The following is a 23,047-nucleotide window of genomic DNA, read 5'->3' as shown; positions in this document are numbered from 1 at the left end:
TCCCTGGTGCTAAGGTGTGTCTCGCGAAGAACAGCAAGGCCCTGTAGCGCAGTTGGTTAGCGCGCCGCCCTGTCACGGCGGAGGTCGCGGGTTCAAGTCCCGTCAGGGTCGCGTGAGGCGAAGAGCCCGGTCGGCATCGGCCGGCCGGGCTCTTCCCCCATGGCTCTGTAGCTCAGTTGGTAGAGCGTTCGACTGAAAATCGAAAGGTCACCGGATCGACGCCGGTCGGAGCCACCGAGAGACCCCCGCCCGGGATTCCGGACGGGGGTCTTCTGCGTCCCGGGCCCGCGCGGTGTCCCTCGCGCGACCCTCCTCGCCCCCGGGCACCGCGCGCACCCCCGGGGAAGTTGCGCGCCGACCCCGGTGCCGGTTGAGTGGTGGGGGATCACCTGCGGAAAGGCTGAGAGATGAGCGACTGGATCGACGGGCGCATCCCGCCCGAGGAGCAGAAGCCGACGGTCGGACAGCTCGTGGAGCGCTTGTCCGAGCAGGCGACCCGGCTCGTCCGCTCGGAGATCGCCCTCGCGAAGGCCGAGCTGACGACGAAGGCGAAGCACGCCGGCATCGGCATCGGCCTGCTCGTCGTCGGCGGCGTGCTCGTGCTGTACGGCCTGGGCTTCCTGCTGCACTCCGCCATGGAGGGCCTCGCGACCGCCATGCCGCTGTGGCTCGCGGCGCTGATCGTCGGCGGCGTCCTCGTGCTGGTCGCCGGTACGCTCGCGTTCGTCGGCGTCAAGCAGCTCCAGCGGGGCGTGCCGCCGACGCCGACCGGTGCGGTCGAGAGCATCAAGGAAGACGTCGCGACCATCAAGGAAGGACTGCGCCCGTGAGCGGAACCGGCGAGACCCCCGACCCCCAGCTCTCCCCGTCCCAGCTCGAGGACGAGATCGCGCGCACCCGCAAGGAGCTCGCGGGGACGATCGACGAGCTCACGACGCGGCTCGACCCGCGCGTCCAGGCCAAGGCCGCCGCGCAGCAGGCGAAGCAGGCGGCGAGCGACACCGGGGCGTTCCTCTCCGGCAACGGGCTGCCCGAGGAGGACCCGGACCGGTCCCGCAACGTCAAGCTGCTGCTGGGCGCCGCCGTCGTCGGTGTCGCGCTGGTGGCCGCGGCGATCCTCCGCCGCCGCTCGTAACGACCCCCTCGACGAACGCCGTCGACCCCGCGCCGGTGCTCCACCGGACGCGGGGTCGGCGGCGTTCCGGCGTGCGGGAAGGTTCGACGACGCGCGGGGCGTCCGGCACGCGGGAGGGTTCGGGGACGCGGGACGTCCGGCGTGCAGGAACGTCGCACGCGCGCAGGGCTGGGTGGCAAGGCCGGCGCCGACCGAGAACGTGCGTCGTGCCGGCGTCCGTTCGGGTGCGCGCCGCCACGTCGGCGTGCCGTGGGCCGTGGGCCGGGCGCGACGCCGGGTCAGGACTTGTCGGTGCCGTCCGCGGGCTCGCTGGCGGCGCCGAGCAGGGCCCGGACCTCGGACTCGCGGTAGCGCCGGTGGCCACCGAGGGTGCGGATCGACGACAGCTTGCCCGCCTTCGCCCAGCGGGTGACGGTCTTGGGGTCGACGCGGAAAAGGCTGGCGACCTCGGCGGGCGTGAGCAGAACCTCGGACTCCCCGTGCATGGACATCACGACACCTCCTCCTGGTACGCGCTGGTCCGGCAGATACCCCGGATCACGACGACAGCACGACGCCAGTACCTTCCATTGTCGCAGCATGCGGATTTCGGGCGACTTGACGGACGGGTGAATTAGGCGCTCTATGGTCGGATCGGCCGGATAGGCGCTCCTGCGGCATACGAGAGCGTTGCCGCAGGTGGTCCGCAGGGGCCCTCCGCACCACCGGACCCGGCCCGGGCGAGGCCACGCGGTGGAGACTGTGTGACGGTAGGCACGTCCACGGCTCGACCAGGGTCTCTGAGTGGATGGAATAGGCCCTGAGCATGTACCGTTGGACCCTGAACAGACGAAACTACACCCCGGGGCCGCACGTCTGAGTACGTTGCCGCCCCGCTTCTACGTTGAGGGGGTCGGAGCCATGGGCCGCGGCCGTCAGAAGGCAAAGCAGACCAAGGTCGCTCGCGCGCTGAAGTACTACAGCCCCGAGACGAACTACAGTGCGCTCGAGCAGGAGCTCACGGGTCACAGCCGTACGGATGTCGTGACCGACTCGCGCTTCGGCGCCGAGCCGGACGACCTCGAGCGCTACGACCAGCGCTACAACGACTGGTCCGACGACCGCTGACGGTCGTCCGCGACACCCCCTCCGCCGTCTCGCACGGACGCACCTGACCTCGACGGCGCCGTCGCCTGCCCGCAGGCGGTGGCGCCGTCGTCGTGCGTCCGCGACGGATCAGCCCACCGCGATGTCCTCGGCGGATCGACCCACCGCGCCGTCGCGCCCGCGGGAGAGCAGCCCTGGCCGGGCCGACGCCGCGATCCGCGCGCCGACCCGACCGGGCGGTGATCAGGAGCGGTAGTCCCCGACGAGCCGCACCGCACCCGCCTGGACGCCCTTGGTGCCGGCGACCAGGTCGCCGTCGGCGAGGTCGCGGGCCGCGTCCGGGTCGAAGGCCTCGACCGTGCCGAGCACCCACGCGGGCACGCCGAGCGCGGCGCACCGCGCCAGGGCGGCGTCGACGCCGTCCGCGCCCACGACCGCGACCATCCCGACGCCGAGGTTGAGGGTGTTCTCGAGGTCGCCGCGCGGGACCCCGCCCAGCTCGCGCACGAGGCGGAACACCGGCGGCACGTCCCAGCTCCCCCGGTCCACGACCCCGACGAGCCCCGCCGGGAGGACACGCGCGAGGTTCGCGGCCAGGCCGCCGCCCGTGACGTGCGTGAACGCGTGGACCTGGGCCGCGTCGTCGGCGGCCAGGGCGAGGCAGTCGCTCGCGTAGACGCGCGTGGGGGTGAGCAGCTCCTCGCCGACGGTGCGGCCGAGCTCGTCCACGTGCCGCTCGAGGCCCCAGCCCGCGTGCTTCAGCACGGCGCGCACGAGCGAGTAGCCGTTCGAGTGGAGACCCGACGACGCCATGGCGACGAGCACGTCGCCCTCGCGCACGCGCTCCGGGCCGAGCAGGGCGTCCGCCTCGACGACGCCCGTGGCCGCGCCCGCGACGTCGTACTCGTCCTCGCCGAGCAGGCCCGGGTGCTCGGCCGTCTCGCCGCCGACGAGCGCGGTGCCGGCGACCTCGCAGGCCGCGGCGATGCCCCGCACGATGCCCGCGATGCGCTCGGGCACGACCTTGCCGCACGCGATGTAGTCGGTCATGAACAGCGGCTTGGCACCCACCACCACGATGTCGTCGACGACCATGCCGACGAGGTCGAAGCCGATCGTGTCGTGCACGTCGAGCGTCTGGGCGATCGCGACCTTGGTACCGACGCCGTCGGTCGACGTCGCGAGCAGCGGACGGCGGTACGTCGCGACCTCGGAGAAGTCGTAGAGCCCGGCGAACCCGCCGACGCCACCGAGGACCTGCGGCCCGTGGGTGCGGCGCACGGCGTCCTTCATGAGCTCGACGGCCTTGTCACCGGCCTCGGTGTCGACCCCCGCGGCGGCGTAGGTGAGGCCCGTGCGGGGCGAGTCGGCAGTCATGGTGTCGGCTCCAAAGGTGTCTCGCGGCGCGCGCGCCGGTGGTGCGGAGGGTGCGGGTCAGGGATGCTGGAGGGCGCCGGCGCCGCCGGCGGTCACCGAGAGGCTGCGCAGCCCGTCCTCGGGCGCCCCGAGCGGGAGCTCGGCCTGCTCGAGGAGGTGCTTGCCGAGCTGGTCGTCCGGCGGCAGCTCGATGGGGTACTTGCCCGTGAAGCACGCCGTGCAGAGCTGGGACGACGGCTGCTCGGTCGCCGAGATCATGCCCTCGGTCGAGATGTAGCCGAGGCTGTCGGCACCGAGCGACTGGCCGATCTCGTGCGGCGACAGGCCGTTCGCGATGAGCTCGGCGCGCGACGCGAAGTCGATGCCGTAGAAGCACGGCCACTTCACGGGCGGCGAGCTGATGCGCACGTGCACCTCCGCCGCGCCGGCCTCGCGCAGCATCCGCACGAGCGCGCGCTGCGTGTTGCCGCGCACGATCGAGTCGTCGACGACGACGAGCCGCTTGCCGCGGATCACGTCGCGCAGCGGGTTGAGCTTGAGCCGGATGCCGAGCTGGCGCAGCGTGTCCGACGGCTGGATGAACGTGCGGCCCACGTAGGCGTTCTTCGTGAGCCCCTGGCCGAACGGGATGCCCGACTCGGCGGCGTAGCCGACCGCGGCGGGCGTGCCGGACTCGGGGACCGGGATGACGAGGTCCGCCTCGACGGGGTGCTCGCGGGCGAGCTGGCGGCCCATCTCGACGCGCGCCGCGTGCACCGAGCGGCCGTTGATGCTCGTGTCCGGGCGGGCCAGGTAGACGTACTCGAAGACGCAGCCCGCGCGCTCGATGGGCGCGAAGCGCTGCGAGCGCAGGCCCTCCGCGTCGATCGCGATGAGCTCGCCGGGCTCGACCTCGCGCACGAAGGACGCGCCCACGATGTCCAGAGCCGGCGTCTCGCTCGCGACGACCCAGCCGCGCTCGAGGCGGCCGAGCACGAGCGGGCGCACGCCCTGCGGGTCGCGCGCGGCGTACAGCGTGCGCTCGTCCATGAAGACGAGCGAGAACGCACCGCGCAGGCGCGGGAGCACCTCGAGCGCCGTCGCCTCCAGCGTGTGGTCGGCGTCGCCCGCGAGCAGGGCGGTGACGAGCGCGGTGTCCGTCGTGTTGCCGCGCGCGAGCTCGCCGCGGCGCTGGCTCCCGTAGCGCTCGGCGACGAGGTTGACGAGCTCGGCGGAGTTCGTGAGGTTGCCGTTGTGCCCGAGGGCCACGGTCCCGGACGCGGTGGCACCGAGTGTCGGCTGCGCGTTCTCCCACGTCACGCCGCCCGTGGTCGAGTAGCGGCAGTGCCCGACGGCGATGTGCCCCGTCAGGGCGTTGAGGGCCGTCTCGTCGAAGACCTGGGAGACGAGGCCCATGTCCTTGTAGACGAGGATCTGCTCGCCGTTGCTCGTCGCGATGCCCGCCGACTCCTGGCCGCGGTGCTGCAGCGCGTAGAGACCGAAGTAGGCGAGCTTGGCGACCTCCTCGCCGGGCGCCCAGACACCGAAGACGCCGCAGGCGTCCTGGGGGCCTTTCTCGCCGGGCATGAGGTCGTGGTTGAGAAGTCCATCTCCGCGGGGGGCCACGTACCTCAGTGTCCCACAGCGCGCGGGCGAGGACGGAAGCGGACGACCAGGCGGACGGCCCCCGCCGTCGTTCACGGTGGCGTTACGTCGTCCCACCTGTCGGTCGGGGGTTTCGCTGCGTGGGAACGCCGCGCTTGAATCTCGACTTACCCGACCGCAGGGGTCCAGTATGGCCGCCGCGTCGGGCCCGTTCCACCACCGCTCCCGCTCCCCGGGACCCCGACGAAGGACGACACCATGCGACGCCTCCGGACGACGATCACCCTCGCGGCTGCCGCGGCAGCCACCGCCCTGGTCCTCACCGCCTGCGCGCCGACCGCCGTCGACGGGTCGGGCGGGGGCGACGCGAGCGGCGACGGGGGCTCCGACGTCGAGCCCACGACGCTCTCGCTCGTCGGCTTCGCCGTGCCGAAGGCGGGCAACGACGCGGCGCAGGAGCTGTGGGGCGAGACCGAGGACGGCCAGGGCGTGACCTGGGAGACGTCGTACGGCGCGTCCGGCGACCAGAGCCGCGCGGTCGCCGACGGGCTGGAGGCCGACTACGTACACTTCTCGCTCGAGGGCGACGTGACGCGCCTCGTCGACGCGGGCCTCGTCGACGCGGACTGGAACGCGGGCGATCACCAGGGCATCGTCAGCCAGTCCGTCGTCGTGCTCGTGGTGCGCGAGGGCAACCCGAAGAACATCCAGAGCTGGGAGGACATCGTCCAGCCCGGCGTCGAGATCGTCACCCCGAACCCCGGCTCGTCGGGCTCGGCCCGCTGGAACATCCTCGCCGGGTGGGGCAGCGTCATCGCGAACGGCGGCTCGGAGGAGGACGCGACCGAGTACCTGCGGAAGTTCTTCACCAACGCCGTCGCCCTCCCCGGCAGCGGCCGCGACGCGACGACGGCCTTCACGTCCGGCACCGGCGACGTCCTGCTCTCCTACGAGAACGAAGCGATCCTCGCGCGGCAGAACGGCGAGACGTTCGACTACGTGGTCCCCGACCAGACGCTCCTCATCGAGAACCCCGCCGCGGTGACGGTCGACGCCGACCCCAAGGCGCAGAGCTACCTCGACTTCGTCCTCACGCCCGAGGGCCAGGAGGCGTTCGCGCACGTGGGCTTCCGCCCGCTCACCGGCGACGTCGACTTCGAGGTGGAGGGCGCGAACGACCCGAGCGACCCGTTCCCGGCCGTCCCCACCCTCCTCACCATCGCCGACGACTTCGGCGGCTGGTCCGCGACCAACGACAAGTTCTTCGGCGACGAGGGCCTCGTGACGAAGATCCAGGCCGAGACCGGGAAGCAGTGACCGGTGGCCTCGACCCTCGCTGAACGACCGGGCCGGGCGGCGCGCGAGCGCCGCCCGGCCCCGGCCGCGCCTCCCGGCCGCACGCGCCGTCGGGCGCCCAACGGCCCCTACCGGCTCACGGCGACCTCGGGCCTCGGGCTGGGCGTTGCGCTCGTGTGGTTCTCGGCCCTCGCCCTCGTCCCGCTGATCGCGGTGCTCGTCGAGACGTCCGTCGGCGGCTGGCCCGCCTTCGCCGCCGCCGTGACGCAGCCGCAGACCGCCGCGGCGCTGACCCTCACGGTCACGCAGGCGCTCGCCGTGACCGCCGTCAACGTCGTCATGGGCACGCTCATCGCGTGGGTCCTCGTGCGCGACCGGTTCCCCGGCAAGCGGCTCCTCGAGGTGCTCATCGACATCCCGTTCGCGCTCCCCACGATCGTCGCCGGACTCGTCCTGCTCGCGCTGTACGGGCCGTCGGGGCCGCTGGGGATCGACGTCGCGAACACGCGCGCCGCCGTCTTCCTCGCGTTCCTGTTCGTCACGCTGCCCTTCGTGGTGCGCAGCGTGCAGCCCATGCTCGCCGAGCTCGACCGGGACGTCGAGGAGGCCGCCGCGTCGCTCGGCGCGACGCGGGCCACGACCTTCCGCCGCGTCGTCCTCCCGGCCCTCGCGCCCGCGATCACCGCGGGCGCCGCGCTGTCGTTCGCGCGCGCGATCAGCGAGTACGGCGCGCTCGTCCTGCTCTCCGGGAACCTGCCCATGCGCACCGAGGTGGGCTCCGTGCGCATCCTCAGCTACCTCGAGAACGGCCAGCCCGAGCAGGCGGCGGCCGTCGCGTCGGTGCTCCTCCTCGTCTCGCTGCTCGTCATCGCGACGATCCAGCTCCTCCAGCGCAGGGTGGCCCGCCGTGGATAGCTCTCCCTGGGTGCGCCGAACGCTGCGCGCCGTCGTGGTCGTCTACCTCGTGCTGCTCGTCGGGTGGCCGGTCTCGCTCGTCGTGCGCGGCGCGTTCGCCGACGGGCTCGAGACGTTCCAGCGGGCTCTCGCCGACCCGTCCGTCGTCTTCGCGCTCCAGCTCACCGCCGCCGTCGCGGTGCAGGTCGTGCTGATCAACACCGTGTTCGGCGTCGGCATCTCGATGCTCATCGTCCGGTACGACTTCCCGGGCAAGGCGCTCCTCAACGCCCTGCTCGACCTCCCGCTGTCCGTCTCGCCGATCGTCGTCGGGCTCTCGCTCGTCCTCGTGTACGGGAAGAACGGCTGGTTCGGCGGCGCCCTCGAGGACGCCGGGCTCCAGGTGATCTTCGCGCCGCCGGGCATCGTCCTCGCCACCGCGTTCGTGTGCCTCCCGCTCGTCATCCGCGAGGTCGTGCCGGTCCTCACGGAGCTCGGCACCGACGAGGAGCTCGCCGCGACGAGCCTCGGGGCGAGCCGCCTCCAGACGTTCCGGCGCATCACCCTGCCGGCGATCCGGTGGGCCGTCGTCTACGGGGTCGTGCTCACGCTCGCGCGCGCCCTCGGCGAGTTCGGCGCGGTCAAGGTCGTCTCCGGCAACTTCGAGGGCCGCACGCAGACGTCCACGCTGCTCGTCGAGCAGCGGTACCAGGACTTCGAGCAGGGCACCGCCTACGCCGTCGCGTTCCTCCTCGCGTCGGTCTCCGTCGCGTGCATCGTCGCCGTGACGTTCCTGCGCTCCGACGACGCCGCCGGCCCCCGCCCCCGCCGCTCCCCCCGCACCGCAGCCCCCACGGAGGCCGACGCATGAGCATCGAGATCCGCAACGTCCGCAAGACCTTCGGCGACTTCGTCGCGCTCGACGACGTCTCCGTCTCCGTGCCGACCGGCCGTCTCACGGCCCTCCTCGGCCCGAGCGGCGGCGGCAAGTCCACGCTGCTGCGCGTCGTCGCCGGGCTCCAGGTGCCGGACTCCGGCCAGGTCGAGATCGAGGGCCGCGACGCCACGAACCTGCCCGCGCGCCGCCGCAACGTGGGCTTCGTCTTCCAGCACTACGCGGCCTTCAAGCACCTGAGCGTCGCGCGGAACGTCGCGTTCGGGCTCGAGATCCGCCGCACGCCGAAGGCCGAGATCGCCGAGCGCGTCGACGAGCTCCTGCGGCTCGTGCACCTCGAGAGCTTCGCGCACCGGCTGCCGTCGCAGCTCTCCGGCGGGCAGCGCCAGCGCATGGCGCTCGCCCGCGCGCTCGCGATCCGCCCGAGCGTCCTCCTGCTCGACGAGCCGTTCGGCGCGCTCGACGCGAAGGTCCGCAAGGAGCTGCGCGACTGGCTGCGCCGCCTGCACGACGAGATCCCCGTGACCACGGTGTTCGTCACGCACGACCAGGAGGAGGCGCTCGAGGTCGCGGACGAGATCGTCGTCGTCAACGAGGGCCGCATCGAGCAGGTCGGCACGCCCGACGACCTCTACGACCGCCCCGCGAACGACTTCGTCATGGGCTTCCTCGGGCCGGTGACCCGCCTCGGCGGCGTCCTCGTCCGCCCGCACGACGTGCACGTCGAGGTCCTGCCCGACGGCGGGGCGGGCCTCGACCCGTCGGCGCGCCGGGGCGTCGCGATCGGGGACACGGCGGACGCGGCGGGCGTGACCGGCGTCGTCACGCGGACGACGCGCGTGGGGTTCGAGGTGCGCGCAGAGGTGACCGCGGGCGACGAGGTGGTGTCCGTCGTCGTGACCCGCGCGGAGGCGCGGACGCTGGGCCTGGCGCCCGGCGTGGCGGTGCGGCTCTCCCCCGCCGCCGGCGCCCCGACCGGATCGGCGTCCGAGCCGGCGGACCGGCGCGTGGCCGAGCCGCTCGTCGGCTGAGCGGTCAGCGGCGCCCGCGCAGGCTGCGGCGGTCGGCGACGACGGCCCACACGCCCGCGACCGCGGCGCCGAGCGCCGCGCACGTCACGAGGATGACCGTGAAGTAGACGCCGGGCTTGAAGACCGGCGCCGCGGCGGGCGACTGGAGCCACGCGCCACCGATGCCCAGGCCGAGGACCGTGCCCAGGAGGATGCCGACCGTGAAGAACGCGCGGTAGCGGGGGGCGCGGCGGACGGTCGCCGGGTCGACCACGGACTCGATCTCGACCTCCTCGCCACCGGCGGAGGCGGTGTCGTCGGACGCCGCGCCGGGCGTCTCGTCCGCCCTCGTCCCCGGCCCGGCGGCCTCGGGCTCAGCGGCCCCGGGCTCGGCGGCCTCGGACCCGGCCTCGGGGCGCGCGGCGTCGGGCACGACGGCGTCGGGCGCGGCGGACGGGTCGGGGGCCGTGCCGTCGGGCACGCGGGACTGCTCGGAGCTCACGAGCACGACCCTACCCGCGCTTCCTGGGACTCCCCGCAGAGTCCTCGCCCCGGACGCACCGCGACCCGGGCCCGTCGGACGGGACCCGGGTCGCGGGACGTGGCGCCGCCTCCTCGGCGGCGCCGCACGGCGTCAGGCAGGCGTCAGCCGCAGGTCTGACCCTCGAAGGGGATCTCGTACTCCTGCGTCACGCCGTCGAGCGTCGCGGTCACGGTGACCGTCCCGCCCTCGACCGACGTGGCCCGGGTGTTGAACGACTGGTAGGCGTTCTTGCCCGGCTGGAGGTTCGGGAACCGCTTGGAACCGTAGGGCGTCTGGAGGACGACCTCGACCGGCGCGTCCTCGCCGTTGGTGGCGCGGACCGCGAGGTGGACGAACTTGCCCGTGCAGCGCGCGGTGGCCTCGAGGTTCACGAGCTCCACCGTCGGGGCGGCGGCCTCGACCGTGACCGGGATGCGCGCCGTCGTGCCGCTCGGCGACGCGACGACCCACAGGTCGTACTCGCCCGCCGCGGCGTCGGCCGGGACCGTCGCCGTCAGGGTCGCCGCCCCGCCCGTCACCGTGGCGGTGCCCGCCGGGGTGCCCGGGGCCGCCGGGTCGAACGTGGCGTCCGCCGCGACGAGATACCCGTCCACCGACGTGTTCGCCGGCGACCCGAGCGACGTGAGGTCGAGGCCCGAGAGCCCCACGCTCACGTCGGAGCCCGCCGTCACGGTGCCGGGCAGCTCGTCGACGACCACGCGCGAGCGGTCGAACGACGGCGACACCGGCGAGCTCTGCTGCAGGTACGCGATCCACGCGTCCCGGTCGACCAGACCGGAGTCGCGCGGGTCGGTGCCGTCCGTGAACACGCGGAAGTTGTCGCCCCCGGTGGCCAGGAACGAGAACGTCGCGACGCGGTACTCGCCGGCGGGGTCGATCGGCTCGCCGTCGATCGTCACGGACGAGACGTTGCTCCCCGGCGCCGCGTTCGGGTCGGCGGTGCTCGCCGTCCACGACACGTTGTCCGAGAGGCCCAGGGCGAGGTACGGGCGCGACGGGCGGTTGCCGTTCGCGTCCGTCTGCCACTGCTGCTCGAGCATCTCGACGACCTGCTCGCCCGTGAGGGTCACGGTCCACAGGTTGTTGACGAACGGCAGGACCGCGTTGGCCTCGGCGTACGTGATGACGCCGTCGTCGCCGTGCAGGAGCTCGGCGCGCAGCCCGCCCGGGTTGACGACGCCGATGTCCGCGCCGCCGCGCGCCGGGTCGGAGAGCGTCGCGAGGAGCGAGTCCGCGACGAGGTTGCCGAGCGTCGACTCCGAGGCGCGGTCGTCACGCCCGGACGTCGGGTCCGGGCCGGGGCCCACGTACGTCCCGCCGGGACCCGTGTACGCGCCGCCCGCGAACGCGGTCGTGATGTCCGCGGTGACCTCGCCGATCGGGGTCGCGCCGATGATCTCGGCCTGCTGGAGCGCCGCGTCGACGATCGTCTTGACCTCCGCGACGCGCGGGTACGTCGCGACCAGGGTCGCGTCCTCCGTCTTCGTGCGGGCCACGTTCTGCGCCGTGTACGCCGTGACCTCGTGGGTCGCGGTGTCCACGGTGAGCGACACGTGCCCGATGAACTCGCCGTAGTTGCCGGTCTGGACGATCGGGCGGGTCTTGCCCGGGACGCCCGGGACGGGCGCGTCCCACGCGTACTGCTTGTGGGTGTGGCCCGTGAAGATCGCCGCGACGCGCGCGTCGGTCTCGTCGACGATGTCCGCGAAGGCGCCGCCCGCGGCGACCTCCTCCTCGAGCGTCGCGCCGTCGGGCGTGCCCGCGGACGCGCCCTCGTGGACGAGGCCCACGACGACGTCCGCCTCGCCGTTCGCCGGGTCGCCGTCCTGGAGCTGGGCGGTGACGCGGTTGAGCGCCTCGACGGGATCGCCGAACTCGACGTCGGCGATGCCCGACGGCGTGACCAGCGTCGGGGTCTCCTGCGTCACGACGCCGACGAAGCCGACGTCGAGGCCGTCGATCTCGACGACCTGGTACTCCGGCAGCGCCGGGTTCGTCGTGCCCTTGTCGTAGACGTTCGCGCCCAGGTAGGCCCAGTCGGCCTCGTCGGTGACCCGACCCGTGAGGTCGTCCATGCCCTGGTCGAACTCGTGGTTGCCCACCGCGGACGCCGCGAGGTCGAGCGCGTTCAGCACGTCGATCGTCGGCTGGTCCTCCTGGAGCGCCGACGCGAACAGCGAGGCGCCGATGTTGTCGCCCGCCGAGACGAACGCCGTCCCGTCAGGGTTCGCCGCGCGCAGCTGCTCGATCGTGCCCGCGAACTTCACCGTGTTGGCGTCGATGCGACCGTGGAAGTCGTTGATCGCCAGCAGGTCGAGCTGCGTGGTGCCGGGCTCGGCGGCGCCGAGCTGGAGGCCCACGAGGACGGGGTCGTGGTCGGACGACCGGAACGGCGTCGTGTCGTAGAGGATCGACGCGTTGTAGTTGTACCGGCTGTACTCGTTGGCGATCGGCTCGACCGAGTTGATGTTCCACACGTCGGTGCCGGTGACGGCGTCCGCCGCGGCCGACGACGCGAACACGTGGTCGAGCGACCCGACGTACCCGTCGAACAGGTAGGTGTGCTCGCCCGTCGACGCACCGAGGTCGGTGTAGCCGGCGTCCTTGAGCACCTGCAGCGGGTCCTCCTGCTCGTAGGAGTTGAAGTCGCCCGCGAGCAGGACCTTGTCCGTCCCGGCGTCGGCCGCGACGTCCTCGGCGAAGGCGACGAGCGCCGTCGCCTGGCCCACGCGCGCCTTGTTGTACGCGCCCTGGCCGTCGCCGGTGTCCTTCTGGTCGGCGGGCGCGGAGTCGTTGCCGCCCTTCGACTTGAGGTGGTTCGCGACGACGAGCACGTCGTCGCTCGCCGCGTCGTCGCCCTCGGTGATCCCGCCCGCGGGCTGGAAGACCTGGGCGAGCGGCTCGCGCGCGTTCGAGAACGCCGGGTCGTCGAGCAGGATCACGGAGTCGCCGACCGGCTCGGCCTCGGCCACCTGGTAGATGTACGCGAGGCGGATGACGTCCTCGTCCGTCGGCACGGCGGCCGGCGACGGGACGAACGCCCACTCCTCGGCGCCCGCGGCCGCGTTGAGCGCGTCCACGAGGTCCGACAGCGCCTGGTCGCGGTCCTTGCCGAACGGCTCGGAGTTCTCGATCTCCATGAGCGCGACGACGTCCGCGTCGAGGGCGTCGATCGCCGCGACGATCTTCGTCTGCTGCCGCTCGAGGTTCGCGGCGTCCGCCGCGCCGCGCGCGTCGCAGCCCGTGCGGACCGTGATCGGGTTCCCGGCGCGGTCCGTGTAGAACTGGCAGCCCGCGACCTGGTCGCCCGTGGTCGTGAAGTAGTTGAGCACGTTGAACGTCGCGACGGAGAGGTCGCCCCCGACCTCGGCCGGAGCGTCCTCCCGCGTGTTCTCGAACGTGACCGGCTGCACCGTGGCGGCGTTGCCGCCGTCACCCGCGGTGAGCTGCGTGCGCGGCTGGAACGTCCAGGCGTCGAACCGGTAGTCGAGGATGACCGGCGTCGTGAACGACACGGCCGCACCCACGCGCGCCGGTGCCCCGCCCGTGAGGTACGGGAGCGGGACGCCCTTGTTCGCGGTGTTGTTGAAGTTCGTCGTGGCGCCGTCGTCGAGCACCACGGCCCGCGCGGCCCGGTCCGCGACGGCGGCCGCCGCCTCCGCGCTGCCCGGCCGACCGGCCGACGTCGGCTGGACGAACGGGTCCGTCCCCGCCGCGAGCACGAACGACCCGTAGTAGTTCGTGTCGTAGTTGTCCGCGACGACGTAGTCGCCCGCCGGCTGCACGAGCATGCCCTCGAGGACCTCGCGCTCGGCGTCGGTCGCCGGGAACGCGACGTTCGCGGGCTTGACGTCCTGCGCCGCCTCGTCGAGGACGGTCCAGCCGCCCGCCGCGGGCGTGATCTGGGTCAGCGTGAAGTACTCGGACACCGCCCCCGTCACCTCGACGTGGTCGCCGACCGCCACCGCGGCCGCGCCCGCCTTCGAGTAGACGAAGATCGCGTCCGACGCCGTGTGCGACGCGTCGAGGTCGCCGCCGGTGCCCTCCGTCTGCAGGTAGAAGCCGTCGTAGCCGCCCGTGGGGTAGGTCGCGGTGACGACGCCGCGCGTGGTGACCGTCTGCCCGACGAGCGGGCTCGCCGCCCCCGTGCCCTGGATCTCCGCGATCGGGACGACCTCGCCCGGCTCGGGGCCCGGGCCGCCGCCGCCGTCACCGCTGTTCTGCGGCGTCACGGCGCTGGAGAGCGTGAGGTCCTTGCTGTTGTCGTCCGTGTCGGCGTACCCGGTCCGGTTGATCGACGCGGGCACGTTGTTGGCCGACGGCGCGGGGCCCACGGCCGTCTCGAACGTGTTCGAGGTGCCGTACCCGATCAGGTCGACGACGTTCGCGGCGCCCGCGGCGTTCCCCGCCGGCAGCGTCACCGGAGAGGTCGACCGCACGAGCGCCAGGGTGCCCGTCGTGCCCGACGGGTTGAGACCGCCCGTCGCGTCGGGCGTGGGCAGCGCGGCGCCGTTCGAGCCGTTCGACCCGCCCTGCACCAGGTAGTAGCCCCCGGGGGCGACCGAGCCGGTCAGCGCGGTCACGCCCGTGAAGGCGCCCGTGCTCGTCGCCGAGCGGTACTGCAGCGACATCCCGGAGAGGTCGATCGCCGCCTGCGTGGGGTTGTACAGCTCGACGAACTTGTGGGTGTACGGGGCGTTGGCGCTGCCGCCGCTCAGGTAGGCCTCGTTGATGACGAGGCCCGACCCGTCGGGCGCCGCGCTCGCGGCGGTGGCCGCCGCGACGGAGAACGGCACGGCGAGGGCCACGGTCAACGTGCCCGCCACCACCCTCCGTCGCCGCAGGTGCTGGTGGTCGGTCACGCTGACTCCTTCATCTCGTGCGGACGGCCGGGCAGCAGCTCGCGCGTTCCCGTGGGTCGGGGACGAACCTCGGACGGGGCGACACCCTGCCTCCGCGGGACATCGCACCCCACCTGGATGAACGTGCGGTTGCTGCCGTGTCACCGCCACGAGAACGCCAGCGCACGTCGTCGTGCCGCGAGCGCCCGCGCGGACGGCGGCCGGTCATCCTGGGACGCTAGTCCCCCGCCCGGCGCTCCGCCAGACCTGACGCGGAGAACGTTACCCACCGGTAACACGCTCGCCGCCCGCGAGCAGGTGCCGAGGTCCCCGCCGGAGCGGTCAGCGTGGCCGGGCCGCCTGGAGCGGCAGCAGGAAGGAGATGTCGGAGCGCTCGCCCGACGCGCGGACCCGCCCGTCCGCGACGGCGTCGGCCCAGGCGACCGCCCCCGTCACGAGGCCCAGCCACGTCTGCGGGTCCGTCTCGACGACGTTCGGCGGCGTCCCGCGCGTGTGCCGCGGGCCCTCGACCGCCTGGACGGCCCCCGCGGGCGGCACGCGTACCTCGACCGTGTGCCCGGGCGCGACGTCGGCGAGCTCCTCGAGCGTGAACCGCACGGCCGTCGTCACGGCGCGCCGGTCGGTGGGGTCGTCGCGCCACGTCGCCAGGGCGAGGCGGCCGGCGGCGGGGTCGGTACGGCGTCGGGCAGGCACGGGGACCAGCCTAGGCCGCGCGGCGCGGCGTCAGCCGACGGTGAACCGGACGCGGCGCCCGGGCACCGACGCCTCGCGCAGCGTGGCGCGGACCGGGTCGCCGAGCGGGAGGTCCGTCCCCTCGACGGGCGCGCGCACCGCCGGGTCGGCGAGGACCACCTGGCCGCGCCGCGCCCCGCCCGCCTCGTCGGCGTCCTCGCGCTCGAGACGGCGTGCGCGCTCGCGGTCGTCCTCGACGTCGACCACGACGCCGTCGAACTCCTCGCCCTCGCGACCGGTGAGCAGCGCGGCCTCGACGACGTCGACGATCGCGCGCTCGTACGCGCTCGCGCGCTGGCCCGTGCGGGCCATGGTGCGCGGCAGGCCGGGCAGGGCGTCGAGCACCCACCGCGGCACGTCCTCCCCCGCGCACAGCGCGAGGCACACCTCGGTGCCGTAGCGGTCCACGAGACGGCGCAGGGGCGCGGTGACGTGCGCGTACTCCGCGCCGATCGCGGCGTGCGCCGCGTCGTCGGGCACGCCGGGCTCCTGGCCCGTGCCGCCGAACGCCTCGTACGACGCGCCCCGGAACAGCGACGTCGCCTCGTTGAGGAACGCGGCGTGGCGCGAGACGCGCGAGTCGAGCGTCGGGACGAGCTCGGCGTACGGCGTCTCGCGCGGCCAGTCGATGCCGAGCGCGCGGGCCGTGCGGCGCAGGCGCGCGACGTCGCGCGGGTCGGCCTCCGGCAGCGCGCGGAAGACGCCGACGCCGCCCGCGCGCATGATCCGCGCCGCCGCGATGCCCGTGAGCAGCGACACCTGCGCGTTCCAGGCCTCTGCCGGGAGGGTCGAGCGGAACTCGAGGCCGAACGAGCCGTCGTCGCGCGTGACGATCTCCTGCTCCGGGACCTCGAGCGACACACCGCCGCGCTCGCGCTCGCGCGCGAGCCGCAGCTCGCCCACCTCGCGGAGCAGGAGGAGCGCGTCCCCTGCGTCGTCCCCGGCGCTCCGAGTGTCGATCCGGGCCTGCGCCTCGTCGTAGGTGAGGCGCTGCGTCGAGCGCACGACGGCGCGCCGCACCGTCGCGTCGAGGATCTCGCCGCGGGCGTCGAGCACGACGCGCCACGCCGCGGCCGGGCGGTCCTCGCCCGGCAGGAGGCTCGCCGCGCCCTCGGACAGCACGGCCGGGTGCAGCGGGGTGCGACCGTCGGGCGCGTAGAGGGTCGTGCCGCGCTCGTGGACCTCGGCGTCGATCGCTCCGCCCGGCACGACGAACGCGCCGACGTCGGCGATCGCGTAGTGGACGACGAACGCGGCGCCCGCCGGGTCGTCCGGCGCTCCCCCGGCCCGCTCGAGGTGCAGCGCCTGGTCGAGGTCCATCGAGCCCGGCGGGTCGATCGTGACGAACGGGACGTCGCGCAGGTCGACGCGTCCCGGGCCGGGCGCCGCGCGGTCCTCGCGCACGGCCTCCTCGGCCTCGGCGAGCACCCCGTCCGGGAAGGTCTCCGGGACCTCCATCTCGCGGCGCAGCGCCGCGAGCGCGTCGGTGACCAGCGCGGTGGTGCTCGGTGCGGAGGGCTCGGGTCGCGCGAGGCGCAGGTGACGGGCGGGCACGAGCCCGACCCTACCCACCCGTCGCCGGGCACGTCCTGCGTGGCAGGACGGACGACGACGGACGGGGCGAGCGCGCGGGCCAGGGCGTCCGACTGACCTGGCCCGCGCGACGCGCACGCGTCACCACCGACGCGTGCCGCCGGGCAACCCCCGCTGCCCGGACGACGAGGGGACGGGCGACGCCCGTCTCACATGCCGCGCGTGCCGAAGCGGTCGCGGGCGACGGCGTCGCCCCCGCCCGCCGCGGCCGCGGCGAGCTCGCGGCGCACCTCCTCGCGGAGGCGGCCGTGGTTCTGCGGCTCCGGTGCCGCCCCGAGGAGCAGCTTCGTGTACTCGTGCTGCGGGTCGAGGATGACCTGGTCCGACGGCCCGCGCTCGACGACGTTCCCGCGGAACATCACGAGGATCTCGTCGCTGAAGTGACGCGCCGTCGCGAGGTCGTGCGTGATGTAGAGGACGCCGAGGTTCTCCTCGCGCTGCAGTCGCGCCAGCAGGTTGAGCACCCCGAGCCGGATCGACACGTCGAGCATCGACACGGGCTCGTCCGCGACGAGGAACCGGGAGCCGGGCGCGAGCGCTCGGGCGATCGCGACGCGCTGGCGCTGACCGCCCGACATCTCGTGCGGACGCTTCTCCGCGAACGTCCCCGGGGGCGTGAGGTTCACGCGGGTGAGGAGCTCGTCGACGGCCGCGTCGAGCTCGGCGGCCGTCTTCGCGAGCCCGTGGATCCGCAGCGGCCGCTCCAGGTGGTGGCGGATCGAGTGGAACGGGTTGAGCGACGCGAACGGGTCCTGGAACACCATCTGGACGTCGTGCCGGTACTCGGCCAGGCCACGGCCACGTCGGGCGGACGGGACGCCGTCGAGCAGGATGTCACCGGACGTCGGCGTCTCGAGCTTCGCGATCATCCGCGCGACTGTCGACTTCCCGGAGCCCGACTCACCCACGATGGCGATCGTCTTGCCCGGCTCGAGCGTGAACGACACGTCGTTCACCGCGCGCAGCCGCGACCGCTTCCACCCGTTGCGGATGACGAAGTCCTTGGTGAGGTTCCGGATCTCGAGCGTGCCCATCAGGCCACCCCTCCCGTGCTGTCGGCGGTGTCCTCGCCGGACCGGACGAACCCGCCCCGGTCGCCCGTCAGGCTCGGGAACGACCCGAGCAGGCGGCGCGTGTACTCGTGCGCGGGCGCGTTGTAGATCTCCTCGGCCGTGTTGAGCTCGACGATCTCGCCGCGGAGCATGACCGCGATCCGGTCGCTGATCTCCAGCAGCAGCGGCAGGTCGTGCGTGATGAAGACGACGGCGAAGTCGAACTGCTCGCGCAGCCGCATGATCTCGCGCAGGATGCCGCGCTGGACGACGACGTCGAGCGCCGTCGTCGGCTCGTCCATGATCATGACCTGCGGCTGGAGCGCGAGGGCCATCGCGATCATGACGCGCTGGCGCATGCCGCCGGAGAGCTCGTGCGCGTAGCTGTCGAGCCGGTTCGGGTCGACGCCGACGAGCTCCAGCAGCTCACGGCTGCGCTCGAGCTTGTCCTTCGCGGACATCCCCGGGCGGTGCGTCGCGAAGACGTCGAACAGCTGGGCCTTGATGCTGATCACGGGGTTGAGGGAGTTCATCGCCCCCTGGAAGACCATCGAGACCTTGTCCCAGCGGAACGCCCGCAGCGCGTCCCCGGACAGGGCGGCGACGTCGATGTCGTCGCCGTCCTTGTCGTGGAGGACGATCTCCCCGCTCGTGCGCAGCGCCGGCGGCTTGAGCAGCTGGTTGAGCCCGTACGCGAGGGTCGTCTTGCCGCAGCCGGACTCGCCCGCGAGGCCGAGGATCTCGCCTCGGTGCAGGGTCAGGGACACGTCCTTCACGGCCTGCACGACCGGGTTCACCTGGTACTCGATCGAGACGTTCCGCGCCGTGAGCACGGGGACCGCACCGGGCGGGGCCCCGAAGTCGCCCGCAGGCTTCGCGGTGAGGGTCGGTGCGCTCATGACTGGACCTTCTCGTCGTCGCGGGCGGGGGTGTCGGCCGCGGTGCCCGCCGTGCCGGCCTTGGCGGTGCTCGGCGCGGTCGCCGCCTGGAGCTTCGCGCGCTGCTTGCGCGCGAGGCGGACGTTCTTGACCGCGGCAGGGGCCGTCCGCAGCTTGGGGTTGATGATCTCGTCGATGCTGAAGTTGATGAGGGCGAGCCCGCAGCCGAACAGCGCGATGAGGAGGCCCGGCGGGACGAACCACCACCAGCGCCCGTACGCCATCGCGTTCTGCGTGCTGGCCTCGTTGAGGATGGTGCCCCACGTCACCGACCCGGACGGCCCGAGGCCGAGGTACGAGAGGCCGGCCTCGCTGAGGATCGCGAGGAGCACGGCGCCCAGGAAGTTCGCGGTGAGCAGCGGCAGGAGGTTCGGCAGGATCTCGACGAGGACGATGCGCGGCGCCTTCTCGCCCGCGACCTTGGCCGCGTAGACGTAGTCGCGGCTGCGCAGGGACCGGGCCTGTGCCCGTAGCACGATCGCCGCCCCCGCCCACCCGGTGATGCCGAGGATCAGGGCGACGAGGAAGAGCGAGCGGGACTCGAGGTAGGCGGAGATCACGATGATCAGGGGGAGCCCGGGGATCACGAGCATGATGTTCGTGACGAAGGACAGGATCTCGTTGGTCCAGCCCCCGACGTAGCCGGCGATGATGCCGAACAGGAGCGAGAGGACCATCGCGATCACGCCCGCGAGCAGTCCCACCGTGAGGGAGCCGAGGCCGCCGTGCGCGACCTGGGCGAAGATGTCGACGCCGATGTTGTTCGTGCCGAGCAGGTGCTCGGTGCTCGGCGGCAGGTACGCCGGGTTCGACGTCGCCCGCGGGCTCTGGCTGAACAGCGGCGCCACGACGGAGAAGAGCACGATCCCGAGCGTCAGCACGAGGCCGACGACGAGCTTGCCCGAACGGCGCGGGAGCATCGCCCGGATGCCGCGCTTCGGCGCGGTGCTCTTCGGGACGGGCTCGCCCGCGACGACGGCCTCGGGCGGGGCGATGGGCACGTCCGGCACGATGCCGGCGGTCCGGTTCTCGGGCGGCAGGCCGTCCACCACCACGGAGGCGGCAGGAGCGGCGTCGGCCGCGGGAGTCACGGTCTCGGCGTCACGGGTGGGGTCAGCCATTGTTCCGCGTCCTCGGGTCGATGATGCCGTTGATCAGGTCCATGAGGAAGTTCGCCGCGAGCACCACGACGGTGATCACGAGGAAGGCGCCCTGCATGAGCGCGTAGTCCTTCGCCTGGACCGCGGTGAAGAGCAGCTTGCCGATGCCGGGGTAGCTGAAGGCCTGCTCCATGACCACCGACCCGGCGACGACGAAGCCGAGCGCGATGCCGAAGCCCGTGACCGACGGCAGGACCGCGTTCCGCGTCGCGTACGTCAGCGCGACCCGGAAGGGGCGCAGGCCCTTGGCCTCGGCCGTCGTGACGTAGTCCTCGGCGATCGTCGAGACCATCATGTTGCGCATCCCGAGGAGCCAGCCGCCCATCGCCGACAGGATGATCGTCACGGCCGGGAGGGTGCCGTGGTAGATCACGCTGCCCACGAAGTCCCACGACCACTCGGGACCGCTGTCGAACTCGAAGATGTCGTACGCGCCCACGATGGGGAACCAGCCGAGCGACACCGAGAAGATCGAGATGAGGACCAGGGCGAGCCAGAAGTACGGCACCGCCTGGAGGAAGGTCGACGCGGGGATGATGTGGTCGACCCACGTACCGCGCTTCCACCCGACCCATGCGCCGAGGCCGACGCCGAGGAGGAACGCGATGATCGTCGCCAGCCCGACGAGGCCCACCGTCCAGGGGAGGGCCTCGCCGAGCAGCTGGCTGACGGGTGCCGGGAAGTACAGGACCGACGTACCGAGATCACCTGTGAAGATGTTCTTCCAGTACGTGAGGTACTGCTCCCACAGCGAGGCGTCGTCACTGCCGAAGAGGATGTCGACACTCTGGATGAGGCCCGGAGTCAGCTCACCGTTCTTCCGGAGCAGGGTGTCGAGGTAGATCTGCTTGGGATCACCGGGGATGGCCCGCGGGAGAAGGAAGTTGAGCGAGACGGCGGCCCAGAAGGTGACCACGTAGAACGCGATCCGCCGTGCGTAGTACCTCATTGAACCGACTCCTCGTTCACCCGAGCTCCTCTTCGGCAGTGCGACATCAGCTCGCGGGCTTGAGCTGGGAGAGGATCACGCCGTTGCTGATCGTGGCCCACGACGGCGGGAAGGCGTACATGTCGTCCTCCGACGGCCAGCCGGTGTAGTCCTTCGTGTTGACGAACGACATGGTCGGGTTCACGACGAGGGCGATGTAGGGGAGGTCGCGGGCGATCTCCTTCTGCACCGTGGCGTACGCGGCCTTCTTCGTGTCCTCGTCGTTGGTGCCGGCGGCGGTGGCCACGGCCTCGTCGACGAGCGGGTTCGAGTAGCGCGGGAAGTTGAAGCGGCCGGCCTCGATGGTCTCGCCCACCGGCGTCGTGTACTCGGTCGTGAGCCACTGGCGGTAGATGGCGAACGGGTCGTCGAGCGACGTGCCCGTGATGCCGCTGATCATCATCTGGTAGTTGCCGCTGGTCCGGGCGTCGGACATCTCCTGCTGCGTGATCTTCACGTGGTTGATCTGCACGCCCGCCTCGAGCGCCTGCTGCGCGATGAGGTCACCCGCCGCGTTGTGGTCGCTCCAGCCGTCGACCGAGATGAGGTCGACCGAGAGCTTCTGGCCGTCCTTCTCGAAGATGCCGTCAGCACCCTTGGTGTAGCCCGCCGCCTCGAGGACCTTGGCCGCCTCGGCCGGGTCGCCCTCCTGCGGGCTCTCCTTCTCGATCTCGGAGGAGATCCAGCGGTCGTCACGACCGACGAGCGCGAGCGACGGCGACGCGACGGCCGCGTGGCCCGAGAACGCCTTCTCGTTGATCTCGCCGCGGTCGACGAGCAGGTTGACCGCCTGGCGGACGGCGAGGTCCGTCTGCGGGCCCGCGCAGCCGAGCGCCGCGTTCGAGCACGACATGATCGTGGTCGGGTCCTGCGGGGTGTTGAGCAGCGAGACCTGGCCGCCGCCGGTGACCGTCTCCGGGTCCGCGATGAACATCGTGGTCCAGTCGATCTTGCCGGTGGCGAGGAGGTCCTGGGCGCTCTGGTTCTTGTCGAGCGCGAGGAAGCGGACCTTCCCGAGGCTCGGCTCGCCGCCCCAGTAGTCCTCGTTCGGGACGACGGTGTAGGTCGCGTTCGTGATGGTGTCGAGCGTGAACGGCCCGGTGCCCACCGGCTCGTCGTTCGTGAACGTGATGAGGTCCGACACCTCCTTGAAGAGGTGCTCGGGGACCATGAGCGTGGTGCCGAGGATCTGCACGGCGCTCGTGAACTGCGCGCCGTTGAACGTGAACTTGACGGTCGACTCGTCGACCTTCTCGATCGTGTTCAGGTAGTCGCGCTTCGCCGCGTCGTTGGTGTACGAGAAGATGACGTCCTCGACCGTGAAGTCCTCGCCGTCGGACCACTTCACGCCCTCGCGGATCTTGACGGTCAGCTCGGTGCCGTCCTCGCTCCACTCGTAGGACTCGCCCAGGCGGGGCGTCGGGTCGCCGGCCTCGGCGCGGTTGTAGAAAAACAGCGGCTCGTAGATGCCACCGTTCGTCACGTGCAGCGGGTTGGGCGCGTACGGGTTGAAGTTCGCGACCATGGGCGTCTGGGTGCCGGCCCAGACGTTGAGGACACGGGCCTCACCGCCGTTGCCCTCACCCTCGCCATCGCCCCCGCCGGTGCAGGCGCTCGCGAGCAGCGAGACGCCCGTCACGAGTGCCGCGGCCGTGAGCAGACGCTTGCGCGCCGTGCTTCGAATCATCTTCGGTCCTTTCGCATGGACGACGCGTCCTCACGTCGTACTTCGGCGCCCGCAGGCGTGTGGCAGGAACACTAACTAATAGCCACCGGCCCTCCTACGAATACGACAGGAAAGTTACCTAACTGAGACATCGATACCAGGATCGCGCCGCGACGGGCTCGGCCGGACCCCGTGGAACGGGGTCCGGCCGAGGTGCCGAGGACGGTCAGGAGGG

19 protein-coding genes and 2 tRNA genes are annotated in these 23,047 nt (G+C 72.5%); 9 read left to right on the top strand and 12 right to left on the bottom strand.

Going from position 1 to position 23,047, the window contains the following annotated elements; all coding sequences use genetic code 11:
- Positions 1–37: 37 nt before the first annotated feature.
- The 4 genes from RSE42_RS03205 to RSE42_RS03190 all read left to right on the top strand — a co-directional run bounded on the left by RSE42_RS03205 (position 38) and on the right by RSE42_RS03190 (position 1,135).
- Positions 38–111 (top strand) — tRNA-Asp (locus RSE42_RS03205).
- A gap of 50 nt (positions 112–161) precedes the next feature.
- Positions 162–234 (top strand) — tRNA-Phe (locus tag RSE42_RS03200).
- 173 nt (positions 235–407) lie between these two features.
- A complete protein-coding gene (locus RSE42_RS03195; RefSeq protein WP_021481597.1) occupies positions 408–830 on the top strand; it encodes a phage holin family protein in 423 nt (140 codons plus the stop codon).
- Positions 827–1,135, top strand: a complete 309-nt coding sequence (locus RSE42_RS03190; RefSeq protein WP_021481598.1) for a DUF3618 domain-containing protein — start codon at positions 827–829, stop codon at positions 1,133–1,135. The genes RSE42_RS03195 and RSE42_RS03190 overlap by 4 nt, the downstream gene beginning before the upstream one ends.
- Positions 1,136–1,413: 278 nt before the next feature.
- Here the strand turns inward: RSE42_RS03190 and RSE42_RS03185 are convergent, their stop codons facing one another.
- Positions 1,414–1,626 (bottom strand): BldC family transcriptional regulator, encoded by a 213-nt coding sequence (locus tag RSE42_RS03185; RefSeq protein WP_021482113.1) that lies wholly within the window; start codon positions 1,624–1,626, stop codon positions 1,414–1,416.
- A gap of 409 nt (positions 1,627–2,035) precedes the next feature.
- Here RSE42_RS03185 and RSE42_RS03180 point away from each other — a divergent pair, with 409 nt between their 5' ends.
- A complete protein-coding gene (locus tag RSE42_RS03180; RefSeq protein WP_021482112.1) occupies positions 2,036–2,242 on the top strand; it encodes a DUF3073 domain-containing protein in 207 nt (68 codons plus the stop codon).
- Between the two features lie 222 nt (positions 2,243–2,464).
- Here RSE42_RS03180 and purM read toward each other — a convergent pair whose 3' ends face one another.
- Positions 2,465–3,598 (bottom strand): phosphoribosylformylglycinamidine cyclo-ligase, encoded by a 1,134-nt coding sequence (gene purM / locus RSE42_RS03175; protein WP_415297859.1) that lies wholly within the window; start codon positions 3,596–3,598, stop codon positions 2,465–2,467.
- Positions 3,599–3,655: 57 nt separating this feature from the next.
- Entirely contained in the window at positions 3,656–5,203 is a 1,548-nt protein-coding gene (gene purF / locus RSE42_RS03170; protein WP_031315107.1) for an amidophosphoribosyltransferase, read from the bottom strand.
- A gap of 237 nt (positions 5,204–5,440) precedes the next feature.
- Between purF and RSE42_RS03165 the strand changes: the two genes are divergently transcribed.
- The 4 genes from RSE42_RS03165 to RSE42_RS03150 are packed head-to-tail and all read left to right on the top strand — an operon-like array spanning position 5,441 to position 9,298.
- A complete protein-coding gene (locus RSE42_RS03165) occupies positions 5,441–6,499 on the top strand; it encodes a sulfate ABC transporter substrate-binding protein (protein ID WP_415297858.1) in 1,059 nt (352 codons plus the stop codon).
- A 3-nt stretch (positions 6,500–6,502) separates the two neighbouring features.
- Complete coding sequence (cysT, locus tag RSE42_RS03160; RefSeq protein WP_415297857.1) at positions 6,503–7,393, top strand: sulfate ABC transporter permease subunit CysT; 891 nt, start codon at positions 6,503–6,505, stop codon at positions 7,391–7,393.
- Between the two features lie 10 nt (positions 7,394–7,403).
- Complete coding sequence (locus tag RSE42_RS03155) at positions 7,404–8,243, top strand: sulfate ABC transporter permease (protein WP_415297856.1); 840 nt, start codon at positions 7,404–7,406, stop codon at positions 8,241–8,243.
- Complete coding sequence (locus RSE42_RS03150) at positions 8,240–9,298, top strand: sulfate/molybdate ABC transporter ATP-binding protein (protein WP_415297855.1); 1,059 nt, start codon at positions 8,240–8,242, stop codon at positions 9,296–9,298. The genes RSE42_RS03155 and RSE42_RS03150 overlap by 4 nt, the downstream gene beginning before the upstream one ends.
- 4 nt (positions 9,299–9,302) lie before the next feature.
- Here RSE42_RS03150 and RSE42_RS03145 read toward each other — a convergent pair whose 3' ends face one another.
- The 9 genes from RSE42_RS03145 to RSE42_RS03105 form a co-directional block, all read right to left on the bottom strand.
- Positions 9,303–9,779 (bottom strand): hypothetical protein, encoded by a 477-nt coding sequence (locus RSE42_RS03145; RefSeq protein ID WP_415297854.1) that lies wholly within the window; start codon positions 9,777–9,779, stop codon positions 9,303–9,305.
- A gap of 143 nt (positions 9,780–9,922) precedes the next feature.
- Positions 9,923–14,683, bottom strand: a complete 4,761-nt coding sequence (locus RSE42_RS03140) for an ExeM/NucH family extracellular endonuclease (protein ID WP_415297853.1) — start codon at positions 14,681–14,683, stop codon at positions 9,923–9,925.
- A gap of 321 nt (positions 14,684–15,004) precedes the next feature.
- Positions 15,005–15,376 (bottom strand): sterol carrier family protein, encoded by a 372-nt coding sequence (locus RSE42_RS03135; RefSeq protein ID WP_043656540.1) that lies wholly within the window; start codon positions 15,374–15,376, stop codon positions 15,005–15,007.
- Between the two features lie 30 nt (positions 15,377–15,406).
- Positions 15,407–16,969 carry an RNB domain-containing ribonuclease gene (locus RSE42_RS03130; RefSeq protein WP_415297852.1) on the bottom strand — a complete coding sequence of 521 codons (1,563 nt, stop codon included), beginning with the start codon at positions 16,967–16,969 and terminating at the stop codon, positions 15,407–15,409.
- 188 nt (positions 16,970–17,157) lie between these two features.
- Positions 17,158–18,042: an ABC transporter ATP-binding protein gene (locus tag RSE42_RS03125; RefSeq protein ID WP_144721493.1), complete on the bottom strand. Its 885-nt coding sequence runs from the start codon at positions 18,040–18,042 to the stop codon at positions 17,158–17,160.
- The gene (locus RSE42_RS03120) at positions 18,042–18,959 is read right to left on the bottom strand and encodes an ABC transporter ATP-binding protein (protein ID WP_415297851.1); all 918 of its coding nucleotides are present in this window, start codon (positions 18,957–18,959) and stop codon (positions 18,042–18,044) included. The genes RSE42_RS03125 and RSE42_RS03120 overlap by 1 nt, the downstream gene beginning before the upstream one ends.
- A complete protein-coding gene (locus RSE42_RS03115; RefSeq protein ID WP_415297850.1) occupies positions 18,956–20,119 on the bottom strand; it encodes an ABC transporter permease in 1,164 nt (387 codons plus the stop codon). Before RSE42_RS03115 ends, RSE42_RS03120 begins: the two co-directional genes overlap by 4 nt.
- Complete coding sequence (locus RSE42_RS03110; RefSeq protein ID WP_061268323.1) at positions 20,112–21,107, bottom strand: ABC transporter permease; 996 nt, start codon at positions 21,105–21,107, stop codon at positions 20,112–20,114. The genes RSE42_RS03115 and RSE42_RS03110 overlap by 8 nt, the downstream gene beginning before the upstream one ends.
- A gap of 46 nt (positions 21,108–21,153) precedes the next feature.
- Positions 21,154–22,833: an ABC transporter substrate-binding protein gene (locus tag RSE42_RS03105; RefSeq protein ID WP_076403549.1), complete on the bottom strand. Its 1,680-nt coding sequence runs from the start codon at positions 22,831–22,833 to the stop codon at positions 21,154–21,156.
- Positions 22,834–23,047 lie beyond the last annotated feature (214 nt).

Source organism: Cellulosimicrobium sp. SJTW-1 (assembly GCF_047716875.1).
In the GTDB taxonomy this organism is placed as follows: domain Bacteria; phylum Actinomycetota; class Actinomycetes; order Actinomycetales; family Cellulomonadaceae; genus Cellulosimicrobium; species Cellulosimicrobium funkei.
Note: the sequence above shows the minus strand (reverse complement) of the source record. Positions and strands in the feature narration are given on the sequence as shown.